The following is a 17235-nucleotide window of genomic DNA, read 5'->3' as shown; positions in this document are numbered from 1 at the left end:
CTGTACCAAGGTCCCCGAAGCGGGTGGCGCCACGCTCGTCGAGTGAGCTGTGGCGCGGCATGTGACGCGCACGTCGCGTCGAATAAAGAAGGGGTTTCCCCGGCCTGCCTGTACCAAGGTCCCCGAAACGGGTGGCGCCACGCTCGTCGAACGAGCTGTGGCGCGGCATGTGACGCATACGGCGCGTCGAATAAAGAGGGGGATTCCCCGGCCTGCCTGTACCAAGGCCCCCGAAACCGGTGGCGCCAAGCTCGTCGAGCGGGCTGTGGCGCACGGCATGTGACACGTACGTCACGGCGAATAAAGAAGGGGATTCCCCGGCCTGCCTGTACCAAGGTCCCCGAAAATCGGATTGTCTTAGCCTATGCAGGGCGTGTGCCAATTTTATTACCTGGCCCGCAAGGCCAGATTTGGCGGGCTGTAGAGCGCTCTGGCGAGCGTTGTCAGGGCCGAAGGCGGGAGGGTGTGCACCACAGAGCAGCGTGATGCACCTTGTGTGCACCACGCTGCATAGCCGGGCTTCAGCGGGGGAGTAGTTGCAGGGTGCCCTGAGTGTGGGTGGCCACGTCCGCCTCGCTCAGGTGTTGCGGCCGGTAGACGCCCAGCACATGACCGGCGGCCTGGTCGGCGTAGTGCGCGTCGAAGGGCACGCCGCTTTGGCCGACCGGGTTGCTGCCGAGCGCCTTGCTGGCATCGGCCAGGTCGATCAGGCGGCGCGTCGAGGGGCCGTAGACCACCTGCCAGGGCGCCGGGCCGATCTTGTGCGAAAGGTTGTCCGGTACCTCGTGGCTGCCCGGTGCGGCGAAGGGGCCGGCGTTGAGCAGCCAGGCCAGCGGCTGCTGGATGCCCAGCGGATGAGCGTGGGTCAGGGTGTGGGCGCGGCCCCATTGCCAGGTCTGCGGGTCATCGCCGAATTGTTCGCTGAGGTGCGCCAGGCTGGCACGCCAGGCATCGGCGACGATCTGCGCGCGGGTTTGCGTGCCGCTAGCACCCTTGCGCTGCCACCAGGGCGATTGCGCATCGGCCATCAGGCGCGGCAGGGCGACATCGAGCACGCGACTCTGCAACAGACTGTCGAAGAAGGCATCGCCCAGTTCGTCGGCCATGGCCTCGTGCGCCAGTTGATAGAGCAACTGGTTGAACAGGGTTGCGGCCACCGAGTCCAGCGGGTGCTCGCCATTCCACTCGGCCAGGCGTTGCACCAGGGCCTGTTCCCGTTCGCCCTGGGCGGCGCTACGCAGTTCGTCGAGGATCGGCGCCAGCACGCGCTTGGGGTAGTCGGTGCCGGTATCGAGTTGCAGGGCCTGGCTATTATTCTGATCCCACTTCACCGAGGCGTCGCTCAGGCGCTGGTTCAGGCGCTGGCCGCGATCAGGCAGGTTGTAGTAGCCGGGAATCTCGATGCCGCTGGCGGGTACCGGCTGGTAGTTGGCCGAGACGATATAGCCACGCGCGGGGTTCTCTTCCTGCGGATTGTCGCTGAAAGGGTGATAGCCGGGCTTGTCCGCCTCGCCGCTGCTGCCGTCGAGGATGAAGGTCGGGTTGACCCCGGCAGGGCGTAGAGGCAGCTTGGCCGAGGCCCACCAGCCGATATCGCCGGTGGCGTTGGCCCAGACCACGTTGAGGCCGGGCGCCTCGATCTTTTCAGCAGCGGCGCGGGCCTTGTCCAGGGTATCGGCGCGGTTGAGCTGGTAGAAGGCGTCGAGGATCGGGTTGTCGGTCTCGAGGAAGGCCCACCACATGGCGATGGGTGTACTGCCGCTGCTCTGGCCCAGGGCATCGTTGACGATAGGCCCGTGTGGCGAGCGGCGCAGGGTGATCTGCACCGGCTCGGCGCCCTTGACCTGGATGCTTTCGGTGCGTTGCTCGAGGTCGACCCAGCGGCCCTGATACCAGACCTGGTTGGGGTTGTCCGGATTGACGCGCTCGGCGATCAGGTCGAGGTCGTCGTTCTGGAACATGGTCAGGCTCCAGGCGAAGTCGCGGTTGTGGCCGAGCATGGCGCTGGGGATCAGCGCGTGGTGGTAGCCGTACAGCTCGTAGCCGGGCGCCTGCAGGTGCGCTTCGTACCACACCGCCGGCAGGGAGAAGCGAATATGCGGGTCGCCCGCCAGCAGCGGTTTGCCACTGGCCGTGCGGCTGCCGGAAATGGCCCAGGCGTTGCTGCCCTCGAACTGCGGCAGGCCGCTGCCAGCCAGCGCCGTGTCGCTGAGCTGGGCGAGGGCGGAGAGATCCTTCCAGTCGCCGGCATTCAGTGTGTTACCGAGCACGCCCTCGGGGTGCCAGGCGAGGTCGAAGACCTTCAGGTAATCCGCGCCGAGGCTGTCGCGCACGTAGCTCATCAGCGGTTCGGTGCGCAGCGCGGCGGCGAAGCTGTAGGCCATGTAGCCGGCGACGCTCAGGGTGTCGGCGACGGTGAAGGGGCGTGGCTCGATGCCCAGCAGGTCGAACTCCACCGGCAGCGGGCGGCTGGCCTGGTATTGGTTGATGCCGTCGAGGTAACTCTGCAGGGCGTGTACGGACGGGCTGCCGGCATCCAATTGGGCAGCGCGGGCGTCGGCGTGGCGACCGATCTCCAGGGTGCGGAACAGGCGATCGGTGGGCAGCAGCTTTTCCCCCAGCACCTGGGCCAGCTCGCCGCGCGCCAGGCGCCGCAGCAGCTCCATCTGGAACAGGCGATCCTGGGCCTGCACGAAACCCAGGGCGCGATACAGGTCATCCTGATTCTGCGCCTGGATATGCGGCACGCCGCGCTCGTCGTAGCGCACCGTCACTGGCGCCTGCAGGCCAGCCATGCTCAGTTCGCCATCGCGTTGTGGCTGCTTGCCGTGCAGGTACCAGCCAGCGCCTGCGGCGGTGACGGCAACGATCAGGGCGAGGGCGGTCAGGGTGCGTTTCATCGAGCGGTGATCCTTGTTCTTGTGGGGCAGCAGGCGGGCATTCTGCGCAGCAACCCCGGCGCTGGCATTGACCAGATGCCGCAAGCTTGAAAGTCTATGGTCAATTCTGCCCTGGATCCTGCCATGTCTGATGCCGAGCGCTCCGCATTCGTCGCACTGACCCATTCCGCCACCCTGCGTCGTTTGTTGTACGAAGCGTTGGCAGCTTTGCGTCTGGATCCGACCGACAGTTATCGGCGTGCCTATGCCGGGGTGCAGTTGGCTTCGCCGCTGCACGATGCGCGCGAGGATCACGACAACGCCCCACGCTTCTGGCAGGCGATCGCCGGGATCAGTGGCGATGCCGACATCGGTCTGCACCTGGCCGAGGCCATGCAGCCACGGCCGATGGATGTGGTCGGCTACCTGCTGCTGGCCGCGCGCGATCTGCGCCAGGGGTTGCAGGCCTTCGTACGCTTCCAGCACATCCTCTCCGGTGGTTTCGCCGCGCGGCTGGAGGAGGGCGAGGAGCAGGTGCGCCTGGTGATCGACCTCAACTACCGGGGCTTCGGCTCCTTGCGTCAGCAGATGGAGTGCCTCGCTCTGCTGCTGCACAAGATGCTGGCGGCGGCCTGCCCGCTACCATTGCCGCTGCTGGGCGTCGAGTTCCGCCATGCGGCGCCGCGTCGTCTGCATGAGCACCGCCGCCTGCTGGGTGTCACGCCCACGTTTGGCCAAGCGCACGATGCGCTGATCCTGCCGCGTGCCGTGCTCGCCAGGCCGCTGCGCAGTGCCAATGCACGCCTGTTCGAGGTGCTTGTCGAGGAGGCCCAGCGGCAGTTGGACGAGTTGGTGGAAAACCAGTTGCTGGCGCGGGTGCGCTATTGGCTGGAGCTCAACCTGGGGCAGGCGAGTTGCGACCTGCGTAGCTGCGCGCTGGCGTTGGGGCTGTCCTACTCGGCGTTGCAGCGCGCGCTGAGCGAGCAGGGCAGCAGCTTCCGTGCGCTGCATGACGAGGCGCGCCGCCTCAAGACATTGAGCCTGCTGGAGCAGGGGCTGGCGGTGCGCGACGTGGCCCGCGCCTGCGGTTTTGCCGAGCTATCGCCTTTCTACCGGGCGTTTCGGCGCTGGCAGGGCGGAACGCCGCGCGGGCGCTAGTCGGCAGCCTGCCAATCGCAGAAGCAGCCGACGGCCAGGGTGTTGCTGGCATCCACGCGGCGCCCATCGGCCAGGGCTTCGAGGATCGGCTCGATGAAGCTGTTGCTCGAGTTGCACGTCAGCCCTTCGCTGTAGGGGCCGAAGTAGGCGAGCTGGCCTTGCTGATCCCAGATTGCCACGGCCGGGCTGGCGGGGATGGCCTCGCTGCCTGGCAGCGCATCGAGTACCTGCAGACCGCTCAGATCGGCCGGCAGGCTGCCCTTGCTGCCGGGCCGTTGCACGGCATAGAAGGCCACACCCTTGGTCGCGTAGCCGGCGATCAGCTCGGCCAGGTGCTGCTGGTTGCCGACATTGCACGGACAGGCCGGATCCCAGAAATGCACCAGGCGGATCGGCCCCGGCCCGGCCAGTTCGTCGGGCAGGCGCAGTTCGGCGCCGGAGAACACGGCCGCGCGCTCGTCGAAGGGGCGCAGGTAGCGCGCCTCGAACCAGCGATAGGCCATGAACAGCGCCACCGCGCAGGCGATGGTGAGCAGGACGATCCAGAGGGTGCGTGATGAGCGAGGCATGGGGGCAGAGCTGGCGAATGGGCGTCTAGCTTGCCATGGCGCGCCCGGCAGCAGAATATCGGCGCATCGAGAAACCTCCGCTCGCGCCAGGCGAGCCATGTCGGAAACCCCATGTCAGAGCCGTTCCAGCCCGAGCAACTGCGCCCCTTGCTGCGACCCTTGGCCGCAGCCCGCCTCGACCTGCCCGCCCTGCAGGCCTACCGCAGCTTCTATGGCCTTGATCAGGCGTTACGCCGCACCGGTTTGGACTGCCGCCTTGGCACGTTCAGCGCCGCCGGCTACCAGATCGCCGTGCAACTCTGGGCACCGGCCGAGCCGCGCGGCACCCTGTTGCTGCTGCATGGTTACTATGACCACATGGGCCTGTACCGGCACGTGATCGACTGGGCGCTGAGTCTGAACTTCGCCGTGCTGGCCTGCGATCTGCCTGGGCATGGGCTGTCCAGCGGGGCGCGGGCCAGCATTGGTGACTTCGCCGAGTACCAGCAGGTGCTGCTCGGCCTGTTCGCCCAGGCTGCCGAGCTGGGCCTGCCACAACCCTGGCATCTCTGTGGGCAGAGCACCGGCGGGGCGATCCTGCTGGATTATCTGCTCAGCGATGGTACGCGCCCCGAGCTGGGCCAGAGCATCCTGCTGGCGCCCCTGGTGCGCCCGCGCGCATGGAACTGGTCGAAGTTCAGCTACCGCCTGCTCAGCCCGTTCGTGCGCGAGATTCCGCGTCGTTTCAGCGAGAACTCCAGCGATGCGGCGTTCCTCGACTTCGTTCACAACCTCGACCCGCTGCAGCCGCGCAGCCTGCCCACGGCCTGGGTCGGCGCGCTGAAACGCTGGGTGCCGCGCATCGAAGGCGCAGCGCGCAGCCCGCACAGCCCGCTGATCGTACAGGGAGAGGAGGACATGACGGTGGACTGGCGCTACAACCTCGAAGTCCTGCAGGACAAGTTCCGCCAGCCAGAGATCCTGAGGCTGCCCGAGGCGCGACATCACCTGGCCAACGAGAACGAAGCGTTGCGCCGACGCTACTTCGACTTTCTCAGCGAGCGTTTGGCATAGGACGGAATTGCAAGGTGGTAGGAGCGGATTTATCCGCGATTGGCTGAGCGCGGTAGGTTCTGGCTGAACGCCGGTGGCGTTTCGCTGGAGCGTTGTGGTGCCGAATCGGCCTGGCCCGGCGGGCTGTTCGCTTCGCTCCTGAGCCCGCCCTACATGCAGGTGCCGCCGCCTTGCTTGGTGACTTCTGGCTTCAGATACCCTGCGGCGGTGGCTCCAGCTCGCTGCTGCTCATGCCCACGGCCAGGCCGGCACGCAACGAGGCCAGGGCGGCCTTGTAGTAGGCCTGGCCATCGGCTGACTGGGCGAACTCGACGAACTGTTCCAGTTCCGGGTCGGACAGGTCGCGGTAAACGTGCAGCAGAGTGTTGTCCAGATCCTGGTCGATCTGCGCCATCAGGCGTTCACGCTGACCGTTGAGCAGGCTCTGCGCCTGACCGCCGCCGAGCAGGCCGGGGATCATCTGGCTGAGGCTGTCGGCCGCCACGCCGGCCAGGGCCAGGCTGACTTCGGCACCGGCTTCCTTGGCCGGCAGGGCCTGGGCCAGGTGGCGGATCAGCAGGCGACGGGTGGCATCGGCCTCGGTGCGCGGCAAGCCATTGGCATAGCGCGCCAACTGATCGCTGCGCGTGGCCAGCACTTCGGCGGCGACGATCTTGCGGCCCAGTGCGGATTGGAAGAAGGCCAGCGCCGGCTGCGGATTGGCCAACTCCATACGCAGGCTGTGTTGGGCGCGGCGGTCGATGGCGGCGGCGGCGAAGCGCTGGTTGCTGTTGTCCACCAGCGCCTGGTAGACGGCTGGGGGCAGCGTGCTGCGATAGCGCAGTTGAGCCGCATCCAGCGCCTGGTTGAAATGTTCGCGCTGCTGCGGCCAGCCAGCGGCCTGGTACAGGCGCAGATGGTCGTCGGCCATGGCCGGCAGGGCCAGACAGAGCAACAGGGCAAACAGAACACGCATCGCAAACTCCTTGGCAGACCGCCTGACCAGGCCACGTGGCGAGGGCTTGGCGGCCGGCTATTTTCGGTGGCTGGCAATGGCTTGTCGAGCAGTTCGCTGGGCACTGATAGAATCGCCGGCATGACCGACTTCTCCGCCTCTTTCACAGCCCTCATCGACGACCTTGCCAGCCAGGGTTGGTCGCAGCAGGAGCTGTTCGCCCCGCAAGTTCTGACCCGCGAACTGGCCGCTGAGTGCCACCGACGTGTGCAAAACGGTGATCTGCATGCCGCTGCCGTAGGCCGGGGCGAGGCCCAGCAGGTGCAGGAAGGCATTCGCGGCGACCGCATCCAGTGGGTCGAGCCGGGGCAGAGCGAGGCCTGTGACCGTTATCTGGTTCTGATGGATGAGCTGCGCCAAGCGCTCAACCAGGCCCTCTATCTGGGCCTGGAAGACTTCGAGTGCCATTTCGCCTGCTATGCGCCGGGAGCCTTCTACCAGCGTCATTTCGACCGCTTCCGCGATGACGACCGACGCACCGTGTCGGCGGTGATCTACCTCAACGAGGACTGGCTGCCCGAGCAGGGCGGGGCGCTGCGCATGTACCTGCCCGATGGTGGCGAGCGCGACGTGTTGCCGTTGGCTGGCACCCTGGTGCTGTTCATGTCCGCCGAAGTGCCCCACGAAGTATTGGCCTCCACACGTGAGCGCCTGTCGCTGACCGGCTGGTTCCGCCGTCGCGGCGATGGCCCGCTCTGAGTCATGCACAAGATTCTCGTTAGTCGCTGCCTGCTGGGCCACCGCGTGCGTTACGACGGTGGCGCGCATGGGCCGTACGATTTGTTGCAGCAGTGGCTGGACGAGGGACGGGTGGTGGCCTTGTGTCCGGAAGTGGCCGGCGGCCTGCCGACGCCTCGCCCGCCTGCCGAAATCGCCGGTGGGCAGGGCGCGCAGGTACTGGATGGGCGTTTGCCGGTGCTGACCATCGACGGCGCCGACGTCACCAGCGCCTTCGTCGCGGGGGCGCAGCAGGCGTTGGCGCTGGTGCATGAGCACGGCATCCGCCTGGCCTTGCTCAAGGCGCGCAGCCCGTCCTGCGGCAATCTGGAAAACTATGACGGCTCCTTCAGCGGTGTACGTGTCGCGGGCGAGGGCGTGACCGCCGCGTTGCTGCGTCGTGCCGGTGTGCAGGTGTTCAATGAGCAGCAGCTCGACGAGGCGCGACAGGCCCTGCTGGTATTGGAGAGCGAAGCGGGAACGACTGGCGCGGTTTAGAGTCCATCGTTCTCTGCCTTGCTCGAGGACGCTGTGATGACCCGAACCCTGAATACCATTTCCCTTTGTGCGGCCTTGCTGCTGGGTGCCAGCGCCACCGCTTGGGCCGACATGCCGCGCACGCCCGCACCGGAAGGCGCCAAGGTGTACTTCATCGAGCCGGCCGACGGCGCGACGGTCGGCCAGACCTTTACCGTGAAGTTCGGCCTCAAGGGCATGGGCGTGGCGCCGGCTGGTGTCGATGCTCCGGCTACCGGGCACCATCATCTGCTGATCGATGTCGATTCGCCGCCTGCGATGAACGCGCCGTTGCCGATGACCGACGCCATCCGCCACTTCGGCAAGGGCCAGACCGAAACCGAGCTGACCCTGCCGCCGGGCAAGCACACCCTGCAGTTGCTGGTGGGCGACAAGAACCACGTGCCGCTGGATCCGCCGGTGATGTCGGAGAAGATCAGCGTGACGGTGAAGTGACCTGGCTACCGGCCAAGTCAAACGAAAAAGGGCGACCCGAGGGTCGCCCTTTGCACATCCGCCTATCGCTTAGAACAGCACGCGGCTACGGATAGTGCCATGTACCTGCTGCAGCTTCTCCAGTGCCAGATCCGAGTACTCGGCGTCGACGTCGATCACCACGTAGCCGACCTTGTCGTTGGTCTGCAGGAACTGACCGGAGATGTTGATGCCGTTGTCGGCGAACACCTTGTTGATCTCGCTCATCACGCCCGGCACGTTCTCGTGGATGTGCAGCAGACGATGCTTGCCAGCATGGGCCGGCAGGGCCACTTCGGGGAAGTTGACCGAGGACACCGAGGTGCCGTTGTCGCTGTACTTGACCAGCTTCTCGGCCACTTCCAGGCCGATGTTGGCCTGGGCTTCGGCGGTGGAGCCGCCGATGTGCGGGGTCAGGATCACGCGATCCAGGCCGCGCAGCGGGCTCTCGAAGATGTCGTCGTTGGACTTGGGCTCGACCGGGAACACATCGATGGCGGCGCCGATCAGGTGCTCGTCCTTGATCGCGTTGGCCAGATGATCCAGCTCGACCACGGTGCCACGGGCGGCGTTGATCAGGATGGCGCCTTTCTTCATGGCGCGGATTTCCTTCTCACCGATCATCCACTGGGTGGACGGCAGCTCCGGTACGTGCAGCGAGACGATGTCGGCCAGGCCCAGCAGTTCGTGCAGGCTGCCGATCTGCGTGGCGTTGCCCAGTGGCAGTTTGGTCACGGTGTCGTAGAAATACACCTGCATGCCCAGGGCTTCGGCCAGCACCGAAAGCTGGGTGCCGATGGAGCCGTAGCCGATGATGCCCAGCTTCTTGCCACGGATTTCGAAGGAGTTGGCCGCCGACTTGATCCAGCCGCCACGGTGGCAGGAGGCATTCTTCTCGGGGATGCCGCGCAGCAGCAGGATGGCTTCGGCCAGCACCAGCTCGGCTACCGAGCGGGTGTTGGAATAGGGGGCGTTGAATACGGCGATACCGCGCTCGCGGGCGGCATCCAGATCGACCTGGTTGGTGCCGATGCAGAAGCAGCCGACGGCGACCAGTTTCTTCGCGCAATCGAAGACGTCAGCGGTCAGTTGGGTGCGCGAGCGAATGCCGATGAAGTGAGCGTCGGCGATCTTCTCTTTCAGCTCATCGCCTGACAGGGCGGTCTTGAGGTACTCGATGTTGGTGTAACCGGCGGCCTTCAGCGTGTCTACGGCGTTCTGGTGCACGCCTTCGAGAAGAAGGAACTTGATCTTGCTCTTTTCGAGAGAGGTCTTGCTCATCGGAGTACCTGTGTCCCACAGAAGAATGTCAGGGAAGGGCCGAGAAACTCAGCCAGTGCCCGCAGATCGCTGCATGGCTCGATTCACGGGGTGCGTATGCTAGCATGTTCGCCTTTTTCAATGCTCGGTTGCGACCTGAATGGTTCTCAGGGCGACCATGAATCCTTTGAGAGTTCCGTAGATGACCACCCCCGCCCAGATCGAAGAGCTGAAGACCCTGGTTGAGCCCGGCAAGGTGCTGACCGACGCCGATTCCCTGGAAACCTACGGCAAGGACTGGACCAAGCAGTACGCGCCCGCACCTTCGGCCATCGTCTTCCCCAAGACTGCCGAGCAGGTACAGGCCATCGTGCGCTGGGCCAACCAGCACAAGATCGCCCTGGTGCCCTCGGGCGGCCGTACCGGCCTGTCTGCGGCGGCGGTAGCAGCCAATGGCGAAGTGGTGGTGTCGTTCGATTACATGAACCGCATTGTCAGCTTCAACGAATACGACCGTACCGTGGTCTGCCAGCCGGGCGTGGTGACCAAGCAACTGCAACTGTTCGCCGAAGAAAAGGGCCTGTACTACCCGGTGGACTTCGCCTCCAGCGGTTCCAGCCAGATTGGCGGCAACATCGGCACCAATGCCGGCGGGATCAAGGTGATTCGCTACGGTATGACCCGTAACTGGGTCGCCGGTCTGAAGGTGGTCACTGGCACCGGCGAGCTGCTGGAGCTGAACCGCGACCTGATCAAGAACGCCACCGGCTATGACCTGCGCCAGCTGTTCATCGGCGCCGAAGGCACCCTGGGCTTCGTCGTCGAAGCCACCATGCGCCTGGAGCGTGCACCGAAGAACCTCACCGCGATGGTGCTCGGCACGCCGGATTTCGATTCGATCATGCCGGTGCTGCACGCCTTCCAGGGCAAGCTCGACCTGACCGCCTTCGAGTTCTTTTCCGACCGCTGCCTGGAGAAGATCCTCGGTCGTGGCGACGTGCCGGCGCCCTTCGAGAGCCGCACGCCGTTCTACGCCCTGCTGGAGTTCGAGGCGCTGAACGAGGACGTGGCCAACGAAGCCCTGGCCACCTTCGAGCACTGCGTCGAGCAGGGCTGGGTGCTCGATGGCGTGATGAGCCAGAGCCAGCAGCAGCTGGAAAACCTGTGGAAGCTGCGCGAGTACATCTCCGAAACCATCAGCCACTGGACGCCGTACAAGAACGATATCTCCGTGACCGTCGGCCAGGTACCGGCCTTCCTCAAGGACATCGACGACATCGTTTCGGCCAACTACCCGGACTTCGACGTGCTCTGGTACGGCCACATCGGTGACGGCAACCTGCACCTAAACATCCTCAAGCCCGAAGCGCTGGCCAAGGAAGAGTTCTTCGCCAAGTGCGCGGTGGTCAACAAGTGGGTGTTCGAGATCGTCGAGAAGTACAACGGCTCGATCAGCGCCGAGCATGGCGTGGGCATGACCAAACGTGACTACCTGCAGTACAGCCGTTCTGCAGAGGAAATCGCCTGCATGAAAGCGATCAAGGCCGTGTTCGATCCCAACGGGATCATGAACCCCGGCAAGATCTTCGCCTGACGCAAAACGCCCATCCGACCGATGGGCGTTTTCGTATGCGGTGCACGATGGCGCCGCCTCGTTTAAGGTAGGACGTCAGGCCACAAGCCGCGATGCCCACAATACGAACAACACAGGAGTCGGTGATGAGCTATCAGCACCAGTACGTCGACGGTACCACCGTCCACTTCCCGCTCGGCAAGGTCGTCTGCATCGGCCGCAACTATGCCGAGCATGCCGCCGAACTGAACAACCCGGTGCCCACCGAGCCGTTGCTGTTCATCAAGCCCGGCTCCTGCGTGGTGCCGCTCGATGGTGGTTTCAGCATTCCCGAGGATCGTGGTTCGGTGCATTACGAGGCGGAAATTGCCGTGCTGATTGGTAAACCACTGTCGAAGAAGCCCGATGCCGAGGAAGTGCGCGATGCCATCAGCGGCTTCGCCCCGGCCCTGGATCTGACCCTGCGCGACGTGCAGGCCAGGCTCAAGGAAAAAGGCTACCCCTGGGAAATCGCCAAGAGCTTCGACGGCGCCTGCGTGCTGGCGCCCTTCGTGCCGGGCGATGCCATCGAGGATCTGACCGATATCGGCATTCGCCTGGTGATCAATGGCGAAACCCGCCAGGACGGCAACAGCCGCGACATGCTCAACCCCATCGTGGCGATGATCCAGCACATGGCCGGGCATTTCGCCCTGCAGTCGGGCGACGTGATCCTTACCGGCACACCGGTGGGCGTCGGTGCGCTGAACAAAGACGACGAGCTGACACTCGAGCTGGTCGGTCATAGCCGCTTCACCAGTCGCGTGCTATAAGCGATGACCGCCGCATGATCGCGGCGGAACTCCCCTCGACAGCGGATGTCGCATTGCTACCGCGCAGCCGAGCCGTCGCCGATGCCTTATCTCCGCTATTCTCTGATCCGTCCGCGCAACTGGCTCCTCGGTTGCGCATTGCTGACCGCAGGCGTGCTGGTGCAAACCCAGCATTGGGACGATCGCGCCCAGCTCTGGTGGCAGGAGCGCTCCACGCCCCTGGTCAACCGTCTTGCCAGTATCTGGTTGCCCGGTTATCGCGCAGTGGTGCAGGCCAAGGCCCTGGCCGGATTGGAAGACGATGAAACCTCCGGGCTGACCTACAACCCGCGAACCGGCACGCTGTTCACCGTCACCGGTAAACATCCATTGCTCGTCGAGTTGTCCCGCGACGGGGAGATTCTGCGGCGTATCCCGCTCAAGGGTTTTGCCAATCCCGAGGGCGTGGAAATGATGGATAACGGCCGCATGGCCATCGTCGATGAGCGCAGCCGTCTGCTCACCACGTTCACCCTCGATGCCAATGCCCCAGAGCTGAACGCCGCGGATTTTCCCGGCTTCGACCTGGGTTTTGCCGATGCGGGCAACAAGGGGTTCGAAGGGCTGGGCTGGGATTCGCGTAGCCATAGCCTGTTGCTCGGCAAGGAGCGCGGACCGCTGGGCTTGTTCAGGTTGCCTTTCCCCGGTGAGGACGGCGCTGCAGGCACGCTGCAGCCGCTGATGGCGGGCAATCTGGGGCTGCGCGATATTTCCTCGCTCAGCGTCGACGAGCGCACCGGCCACCTGTTGCTGCTGTCCGATGAATCGCGTCTGTTGCTGGAACTCGACCGTAGCGGTCAGCCGGTCAGCTTCCTCAGCCTGGCAGGTGGCCTCAACGGCCTGGACAGCAGCATCGAGCAGGCCGAGGGCGTGGCCATGGATGAGAGCGGTGATATCTACATCGTCGCCGAACCGAACCTGTTCTACCGCTTTCGCAAGTCGCTGCCAGACGCAGGCTGAGCGGACGCGAGCGTTCAGCTTGGCTTAAGCGGCGATTCAGTCTGGCTTCAGCTAGCGGCACTAATCTGAACCCGTCACTTACGAACTACGAGGTTCACAGCATGAAACGCACCGCTCTCGCTCTGATGATGCTTCCCCTGATCAGCACCGCCGCTTTCGCCACGGGTTACACCGGCCCGGGCGCCACTCCGCAGGTCACCACCGTATCCGCTGCGCAACAGGCGGCCGACGATACCCATGTCGTACTCGAAGGCCAGATCGTCAAGCGCCTGCAGGACGAGCTGTACGAGTTCAAGGACGCCACCGGCACCATCCAGGTTGAGATCGACGACGAAGACTGGCCGGCGCAGAAGGTTTCGGAATCCGCCAAGGTGCGTCTGACCGGCGAAGTCGATAAGGACTTCAACAACCGTGAGATCGATGTCGACCGCGTCGAACTGATCAACTGATCGTGATGTTCCGCTCACCCGCCACAGACCCGCTGTGGCGGGTTTTTTCGTGAGAGAGCCCATGCGCCGCCTGCTTGCCATCAATCCCTGGTTCTATCTGCTTGGTTTCCTGCTGCTGGCCGTCGGCGTAATAGCCCAGCAGTATCGTCTGTTCGAGCGTGCCTGGTTCGTCGTCGAGGAGTGGCAGCATGGCGAGCAGTGGCGCGAGCGTTCGTTGTGGCTGGGCGACTACCGCGCAGTGATCGAGGCCAAGCCCATCGGTGAGATCAGTGATGTTTCCGCGCTGACCTTCGATCCGGATCGCAACAGCCTGTTCAGCGTCACCAACAAACCGGCCAAGGTGATCGAGATGAGCCTGCAGGGTGACCTCCTGCGCACCATCGATCTGCAAGGTTTTGGTGATCCCGAGGCCATCGAATACGTGGCCTCCGGCACCTACGTGATTGCCGATGAGCGTGAGCAGCGCCTGGTCAAGGTGCGTATCGACGATGCCACGCGCGTACTCGACTCGGCCGACTTCCAGCAGCTTTCGCTGGGCATCGGTCGCAATGGCAACAAGGGCTTCGAAGGGCTGGCCTATGACGCCGCCAACCAGCGCTTGCTGGTGGCCAAGGAGCGCGACCCGGTGCGCATCTTCGAAGTGCTCGGCTTTCCGCACGTGGACGACAGCAAGCCGCTAGCGCTGCAGGTCAATACCGATCCCAAACGCGATGCCCGCCTGTTCGTGCGGGATCTCTCCAGCCTGGATTTCGACGCTGCCACCGGCCATATGCTGGCGCTGTCGGACGAATCACGCCTGGTGATCGAGCTTAATGCCGAGGGCAAGCCGGTCAGCACCCTGTCGCTGTTGCGCGGCCAGCATGGCCTCGAACGCAGCGTACCGCAGGCCGAAGGGGTGGCGACCGATGATGCCGGCAACCTGTACCTGATCAGTGAACCGAATCTGTTCTACGTCTTTCGCAAGCCTTAGGAGTGGTTCTGCTCAGTGCGAATGGCTCTTGCCGACATGGGTATGACCATCGTCCGGTAGCGGCTGTACGCCGCCGCTGACGTTGAGCTGACGCAGGATGCCGCAGTCCTCCGCCTCCTGCGGGCCGTTGCAGCGATCACGCAATTCGCTGAGCTGATCGCGCAGGGCCAGCAGGCTGTCGATGCGCGCCTGTACGTGTTCGATGTGCTCGTCCACCAGGCTGTTGATGCCGGCGCAGCTCTCATGGGGCAGGTCGCGCAGGGCCAACAGGCGCTGGATCTCTTCCAGTGTCATGTCCAGGGTGCGGCAGTTGCGGATGAACACCAGGCGCTCCAGGTGCGCGGGGCCGTACAGGCGGTAGTTGCCTTCGCTGCGTGCGGGTGCCGGGAGCAGGCCTTCTCGCTCGTAATAACGCACCGTCTCGACCTGGCAGCCGGCCTTCTTCGCCAATTCTCCGATTTTCATGGAATCCCCTCCGATTGCTTGACCCTATAGTGACTACAGGGTGTGTACTCGGCAACAGACACCTGACGGAGAGTTGCCATGAGCCACTGCTGCGACCATTCGCACGAGCAGTCCCCCGCGCGCCACGACCACCCCCATGAGCATGCCGAGCATGATCACAGCACCTTCGTGTCATCGGTCGATGAGCCGCTCAATGGCGCGGTGAACACCCGTATCCGCATCGAACAGATGGACTGCCCGACGGAAGAGCGCCTGATTCGCGATGCCCTGGGCCGCTTACCTGGCGTGGCGGGCCTGCAGTTCAATCTGCTGCAGCGTGTGCTCACCGTCAGTCACGATCAGGGTGCATTGGATCAGGTACTGCCCGCCATTCGTGGCCTCGGCTTTACCCCGCAGGTCGAAGAGGCCGGCCGCACGCAGCAGCCGGTTGCCGCTCCAGAGCAGAAGTCTTGGTGGCCGCTGGCGCTGGCTAGCCTGATGGCGACGGCTGCGGAGGGGGTGCACTTCGTCTCGCTGGGCCCAGAGTGGCTGGTGGCGTTGCTGGCCCTTGCCGCCATCGGTCTGTGCGGGCTGAACACTTACAAGAAGGGCTGGATCGCCCTGAAGAACCGCAACCTCAACATCAATGCGCTGATGAGCATCGCTGTGACCGGTGCTGTGTTGATCGGCCAATGGCCCGAGGCGGCGATGGTGATGGTGCTGTTCACCCTCGCTGAGTTGATCGAGGCGCGCTCACTGGATCGGGCGCGCAATGCCATTCGTGGGCTGATGGATCTGGCGCCGTCGCGTGCCACGGTGCGGCAGGCTGACGGCAGCTGGCAGGAGATCGATGTGCAGGCCATCGATCTCGATGCCGTGGTGCGGGTACGGCCGGGTGAGCGCATCAGCCTCGACGGTGAGGTTGTCAGCGGTTTTTCGACCGTCAACCAGGCGCCCATCACCGGGGAAAGCCTGCCGGTGGAAAAGCGCGTGGGTGATCCGGTGTTCGCCGGCACCATCAACGAGGTGGGTTCGCTGGAGTTCCGCGTCACGGCGGCAGCGCGCGACACCACGCTGGCGCGCATCATTCATGCGGTAGAGGAGGCGCAGGGTGCGCGCGCGCCGACCCAGCGTTTCGTCGATCAATTTTCTCGTCTCTACACGCCGCTGGTGTTCGCCTTCGCCCTGGCGGTCGCCGTGCTGCCGCCGCTGGCCATGGGCGGTGCCTGGTTCGATTGGGTCTACCGCGCCCTGGTGTTGCTGGTGGTGGCCTGCCCCTGCGCGCTGGTGATCTCCACGCCGGTGACCATCGTCAGCGGCCTGGCAGCGGCGGCGCGCAAGGGCATTTTGATCAAGGGTGGCGTCTATCTTGAGAATGGCCGGCACCTGGCGCTGCTGGCGCTGGACAAGACCGGCACCCTGACCCATGGCAAGCCGGTGCAGACCGACAGCCGTCACCTGCTGGAAACGCCTGAGCCCGTGCATGCCATCTGGGCGGCAAGCCTGGGCGCGCGCTCCGATCACCCGGTTTCCCGGGCGCTGGCTCTGCATGCCCAGGAGCAGGGGCAGGCGGCACTTGAGGTCGAGGATTTCGAGGCATTGCCGGGGCGCGGCAGCAAAGGGCGGATCGCCGGCAGGCTGCTTCATATCGGCAACCATCGCCTGGTCGAAGACCTCGGGCTTTGCTCGGCGCAACTGGAAGAGCGCCTGGAGGCGCTGGAGCGCCAGGGCAAGAGCGTGGTGGTGCTGTGCGATGAAACGCGCGCGCTGATGCTTTTCGCAGTGGCCGACACCGTGCGCCAGACCAGCCGCGAGGCGGTCACCGAACTGCACCAACTGGGCGTACGCACCTGCATGCTCACCGGGGACAACGCTCACACCGCGGCTGCCATCGCCGAGCAGGTCGGCGTCGATGAGGCGCGCGGCGACCTGCTGCCGACAGACAAGCTGGCCTGGGTCGAGGCGCGTCAGGCGCAGGGTAAGGTCGTCGGCATGGTCGGTGATGGCATCAACGATGCGCCGGCGTTGGCCAGGGCCGAGATTGGCTTCGCCATGGGCGCTGCGGGCACCGATACCGCCATCGAGACGGCAGATGTCGCGTTGATGGACGACGATCTGCGCAAGATTCCGGCCTTCGTCCGCCTGTCACGACAGACCCACGCGATCCTGCTGCAGAACATCGTCCTGGCGCTGGGCATCAAGGCGATCTTCCTGGGTATGACCCTGGCAGGCGAGGCGACCATGTGGATGGCGGTGTTCGCCGACATGGGCGTCAGCTTGATGGTGGTGTTCAACGGCTTGCGCCTGTTGCGCAAGTGAGCACCACCCTACGTAGCCCGGATGAAATCCGGGAACCTGACGCAATGTT

At 64.8% G+C, this 17235-nt stretch carries 16 protein-coding genes; 11 read left to right on the top strand and 5 right to left on the bottom strand.

Features of this window, described 5'->3' with window-relative positions; translation table 11 throughout:
* Window positions 1–521 precede the first annotated feature (521 nt).
* The gene (locus tag VC352_RS07465; protein ID WP_322979006.1) at window positions 522–2900 is read right to left on the bottom strand and encodes a penicillin acylase family protein; all 2379 of its coding nucleotides are present in this window, start codon (window positions 2898–2900) and stop codon (window positions 522–524) included.
* Window positions 2901–3023: 123 nt separating this feature from the next.
* Between VC352_RS07465 and VC352_RS07460 the strand changes: the two genes are divergently transcribed.
* Complete coding sequence (locus VC352_RS07460; protein WP_322978949.1) at window positions 3024–4037, top strand: AraC family transcriptional regulator; 1014 nt, start codon at window positions 3024–3026, stop codon at window positions 4035–4037.
* On the opposite strand, the gene VC352_RS07455 is transcribed toward VC352_RS07460, so the two are convergent.
* The gene (locus VC352_RS07455) at window positions 4034–4606 is read right to left on the bottom strand and encodes a DUF6436 domain-containing protein (RefSeq protein ID WP_322978948.1); all 573 of its coding nucleotides are present in this window, start codon (window positions 4604–4606) and stop codon (window positions 4034–4036) included. The genes VC352_RS07460 and VC352_RS07455 overlap by 4 nt on opposite strands.
* Window positions 4607–4717: 111 nt before the next feature.
* On the opposite strand from VC352_RS07455, the gene VC352_RS07450 reads away from it, so the two are divergent.
* Complete coding sequence (locus VC352_RS07450) at window positions 4718–5659, top strand: alpha/beta hydrolase (RefSeq protein ID WP_322978947.1); 942 nt, start codon at window positions 4718–4720, stop codon at window positions 5657–5659.
* A 190-nt stretch (window positions 5660–5849) separates the two neighbouring features.
* On the opposite strand, the gene VC352_RS07445 is transcribed toward VC352_RS07450, so the two are convergent.
* Window positions 5850–6614, bottom strand: a complete 765-nt coding sequence (locus VC352_RS07445) for a hypothetical protein (RefSeq protein ID WP_322978946.1) — start codon at window positions 6612–6614, stop codon at window positions 5850–5852.
* Window positions 6615–6734: 120 nt separating this feature from the next.
* Here VC352_RS07445 and VC352_RS07440 point away from each other — a divergent pair, with 120 nt between their 5' ends.
* Genes VC352_RS07440 through VC352_RS07430 form a run of 3 tightly spaced genes read left to right on the top strand, consistent with a single transcriptional unit; the run spans window position 6735 to window position 8342 of the window.
* Window positions 6735–7352, top strand: a complete 618-nt coding sequence (locus tag VC352_RS07440; protein WP_322978945.1) for a 2OG-Fe(II) oxygenase — start codon at window positions 6735–6737, stop codon at window positions 7350–7352.
* 3 nt (window positions 7353–7355) lie between these two features.
* Entirely contained in the window at window positions 7356–7868 is a 513-nt protein-coding gene (locus VC352_RS07435; protein ID WP_322978944.1) for a DUF523 domain-containing protein, read from the top strand.
* Window positions 7869–7904: 36 nt separating this feature from the next.
* A complete protein-coding gene (locus VC352_RS07430; protein ID WP_322978943.1) occupies window positions 7905–8342 on the top strand; it encodes a DUF4399 domain-containing protein in 438 nt (145 codons plus the stop codon).
* Window positions 8343–8411: 69 nt separating this feature from the next.
* On the opposite strand, the gene serA is transcribed toward VC352_RS07430, so the two are convergent.
* The gene (gene serA / locus VC352_RS07425; protein ID WP_322978942.1) at window positions 8412–9641 is read right to left on the bottom strand and encodes a phosphoglycerate dehydrogenase; all 1230 of its coding nucleotides are present in this window, start codon (window positions 9639–9641) and stop codon (window positions 8412–8414) included.
* 181 nt (window positions 9642–9822) lie between these two features.
* Between serA and VC352_RS07420 the strand changes: the two genes are divergently transcribed.
* The 5 genes from VC352_RS07420 to VC352_RS07400 all read left to right on the top strand — a co-directional run bounded on the left by VC352_RS07420 (window position 9823) and on the right by VC352_RS07400 (window position 14423).
* The gene (locus tag VC352_RS07420; RefSeq protein ID WP_322978941.1) at window positions 9823–11214 is read left to right on the top strand and encodes an FAD-binding oxidoreductase; all 1392 of its coding nucleotides are present in this window, start codon (window positions 9823–9825) and stop codon (window positions 11212–11214) included.
* Between the two features lie 125 nt (window positions 11215–11339).
* Window positions 11340–12005 (top strand): fumarylacetoacetate hydrolase family protein, encoded by a 666-nt coding sequence (locus VC352_RS07415; protein WP_322978940.1) that lies wholly within the window; start codon window positions 11340–11342, stop codon window positions 12003–12005.
* Window positions 12006–12086: 81 nt separating this feature from the next.
* Window positions 12087–13004 carry an SdiA-regulated domain-containing protein gene (locus VC352_RS07410; RefSeq protein ID WP_322978939.1) on the top strand — a complete coding sequence of 306 codons (918 nt, stop codon included), beginning with the start codon at window positions 12087–12089 and terminating at the stop codon, window positions 13002–13004.
* Between the two features lie 101 nt (window positions 13005–13105).
* The gene (locus VC352_RS07405; protein WP_322978938.1) at window positions 13106–13453 is read left to right on the top strand and encodes a NirD/YgiW/YdeI family stress tolerance protein; all 348 of its coding nucleotides are present in this window, start codon (window positions 13106–13108) and stop codon (window positions 13451–13453) included.
* A 61-nt stretch (window positions 13454–13514) separates the two neighbouring features.
* Window positions 13515–14423, top strand: coding sequence for an SdiA-regulated domain-containing protein (locus tag VC352_RS07400; RefSeq protein ID WP_322978937.1), 909 nt, complete (start codon window positions 13515–13517; stop codon window positions 14421–14423).
* A gap of 12 nt (window positions 14424–14435) precedes the next feature.
* Here the strand turns inward: VC352_RS07400 and cadR are convergent, their stop codons facing one another.
* Window positions 14436–14888, bottom strand: coding sequence for a Cd(II)/Pb(II)-responsive transcriptional regulator (cadR, locus tag VC352_RS07395; protein ID WP_322978936.1), 453 nt, complete (start codon window positions 14886–14888; stop codon window positions 14436–14438).
* 78 nt (window positions 14889–14966) lie between these two features.
* Here cadR and VC352_RS07390 point away from each other — a divergent pair, with 78 nt between their 5' ends.
* Entirely contained in the window at window positions 14967–17186 is a 2220-nt protein-coding gene (locus VC352_RS07390; RefSeq protein WP_416340107.1) for a heavy metal translocating P-type ATPase, read from the top strand.
* Window positions 17187–17235 lie beyond the last annotated feature (49 nt).

The sequence above is a fragment of the Pseudomonas sp. C11 genome (assembly GCF_034683865.1).
In the GTDB taxonomy this organism is placed as follows: Bacteria; Pseudomonadota; Gammaproteobacteria; order Pseudomonadales; family Pseudomonadaceae; genus Aquipseudomonas.
The sequence above is the reverse complement of the archived record's forward strand: the minus strand, read 5'-3'. Positions and strand labels throughout refer to the sequence as shown.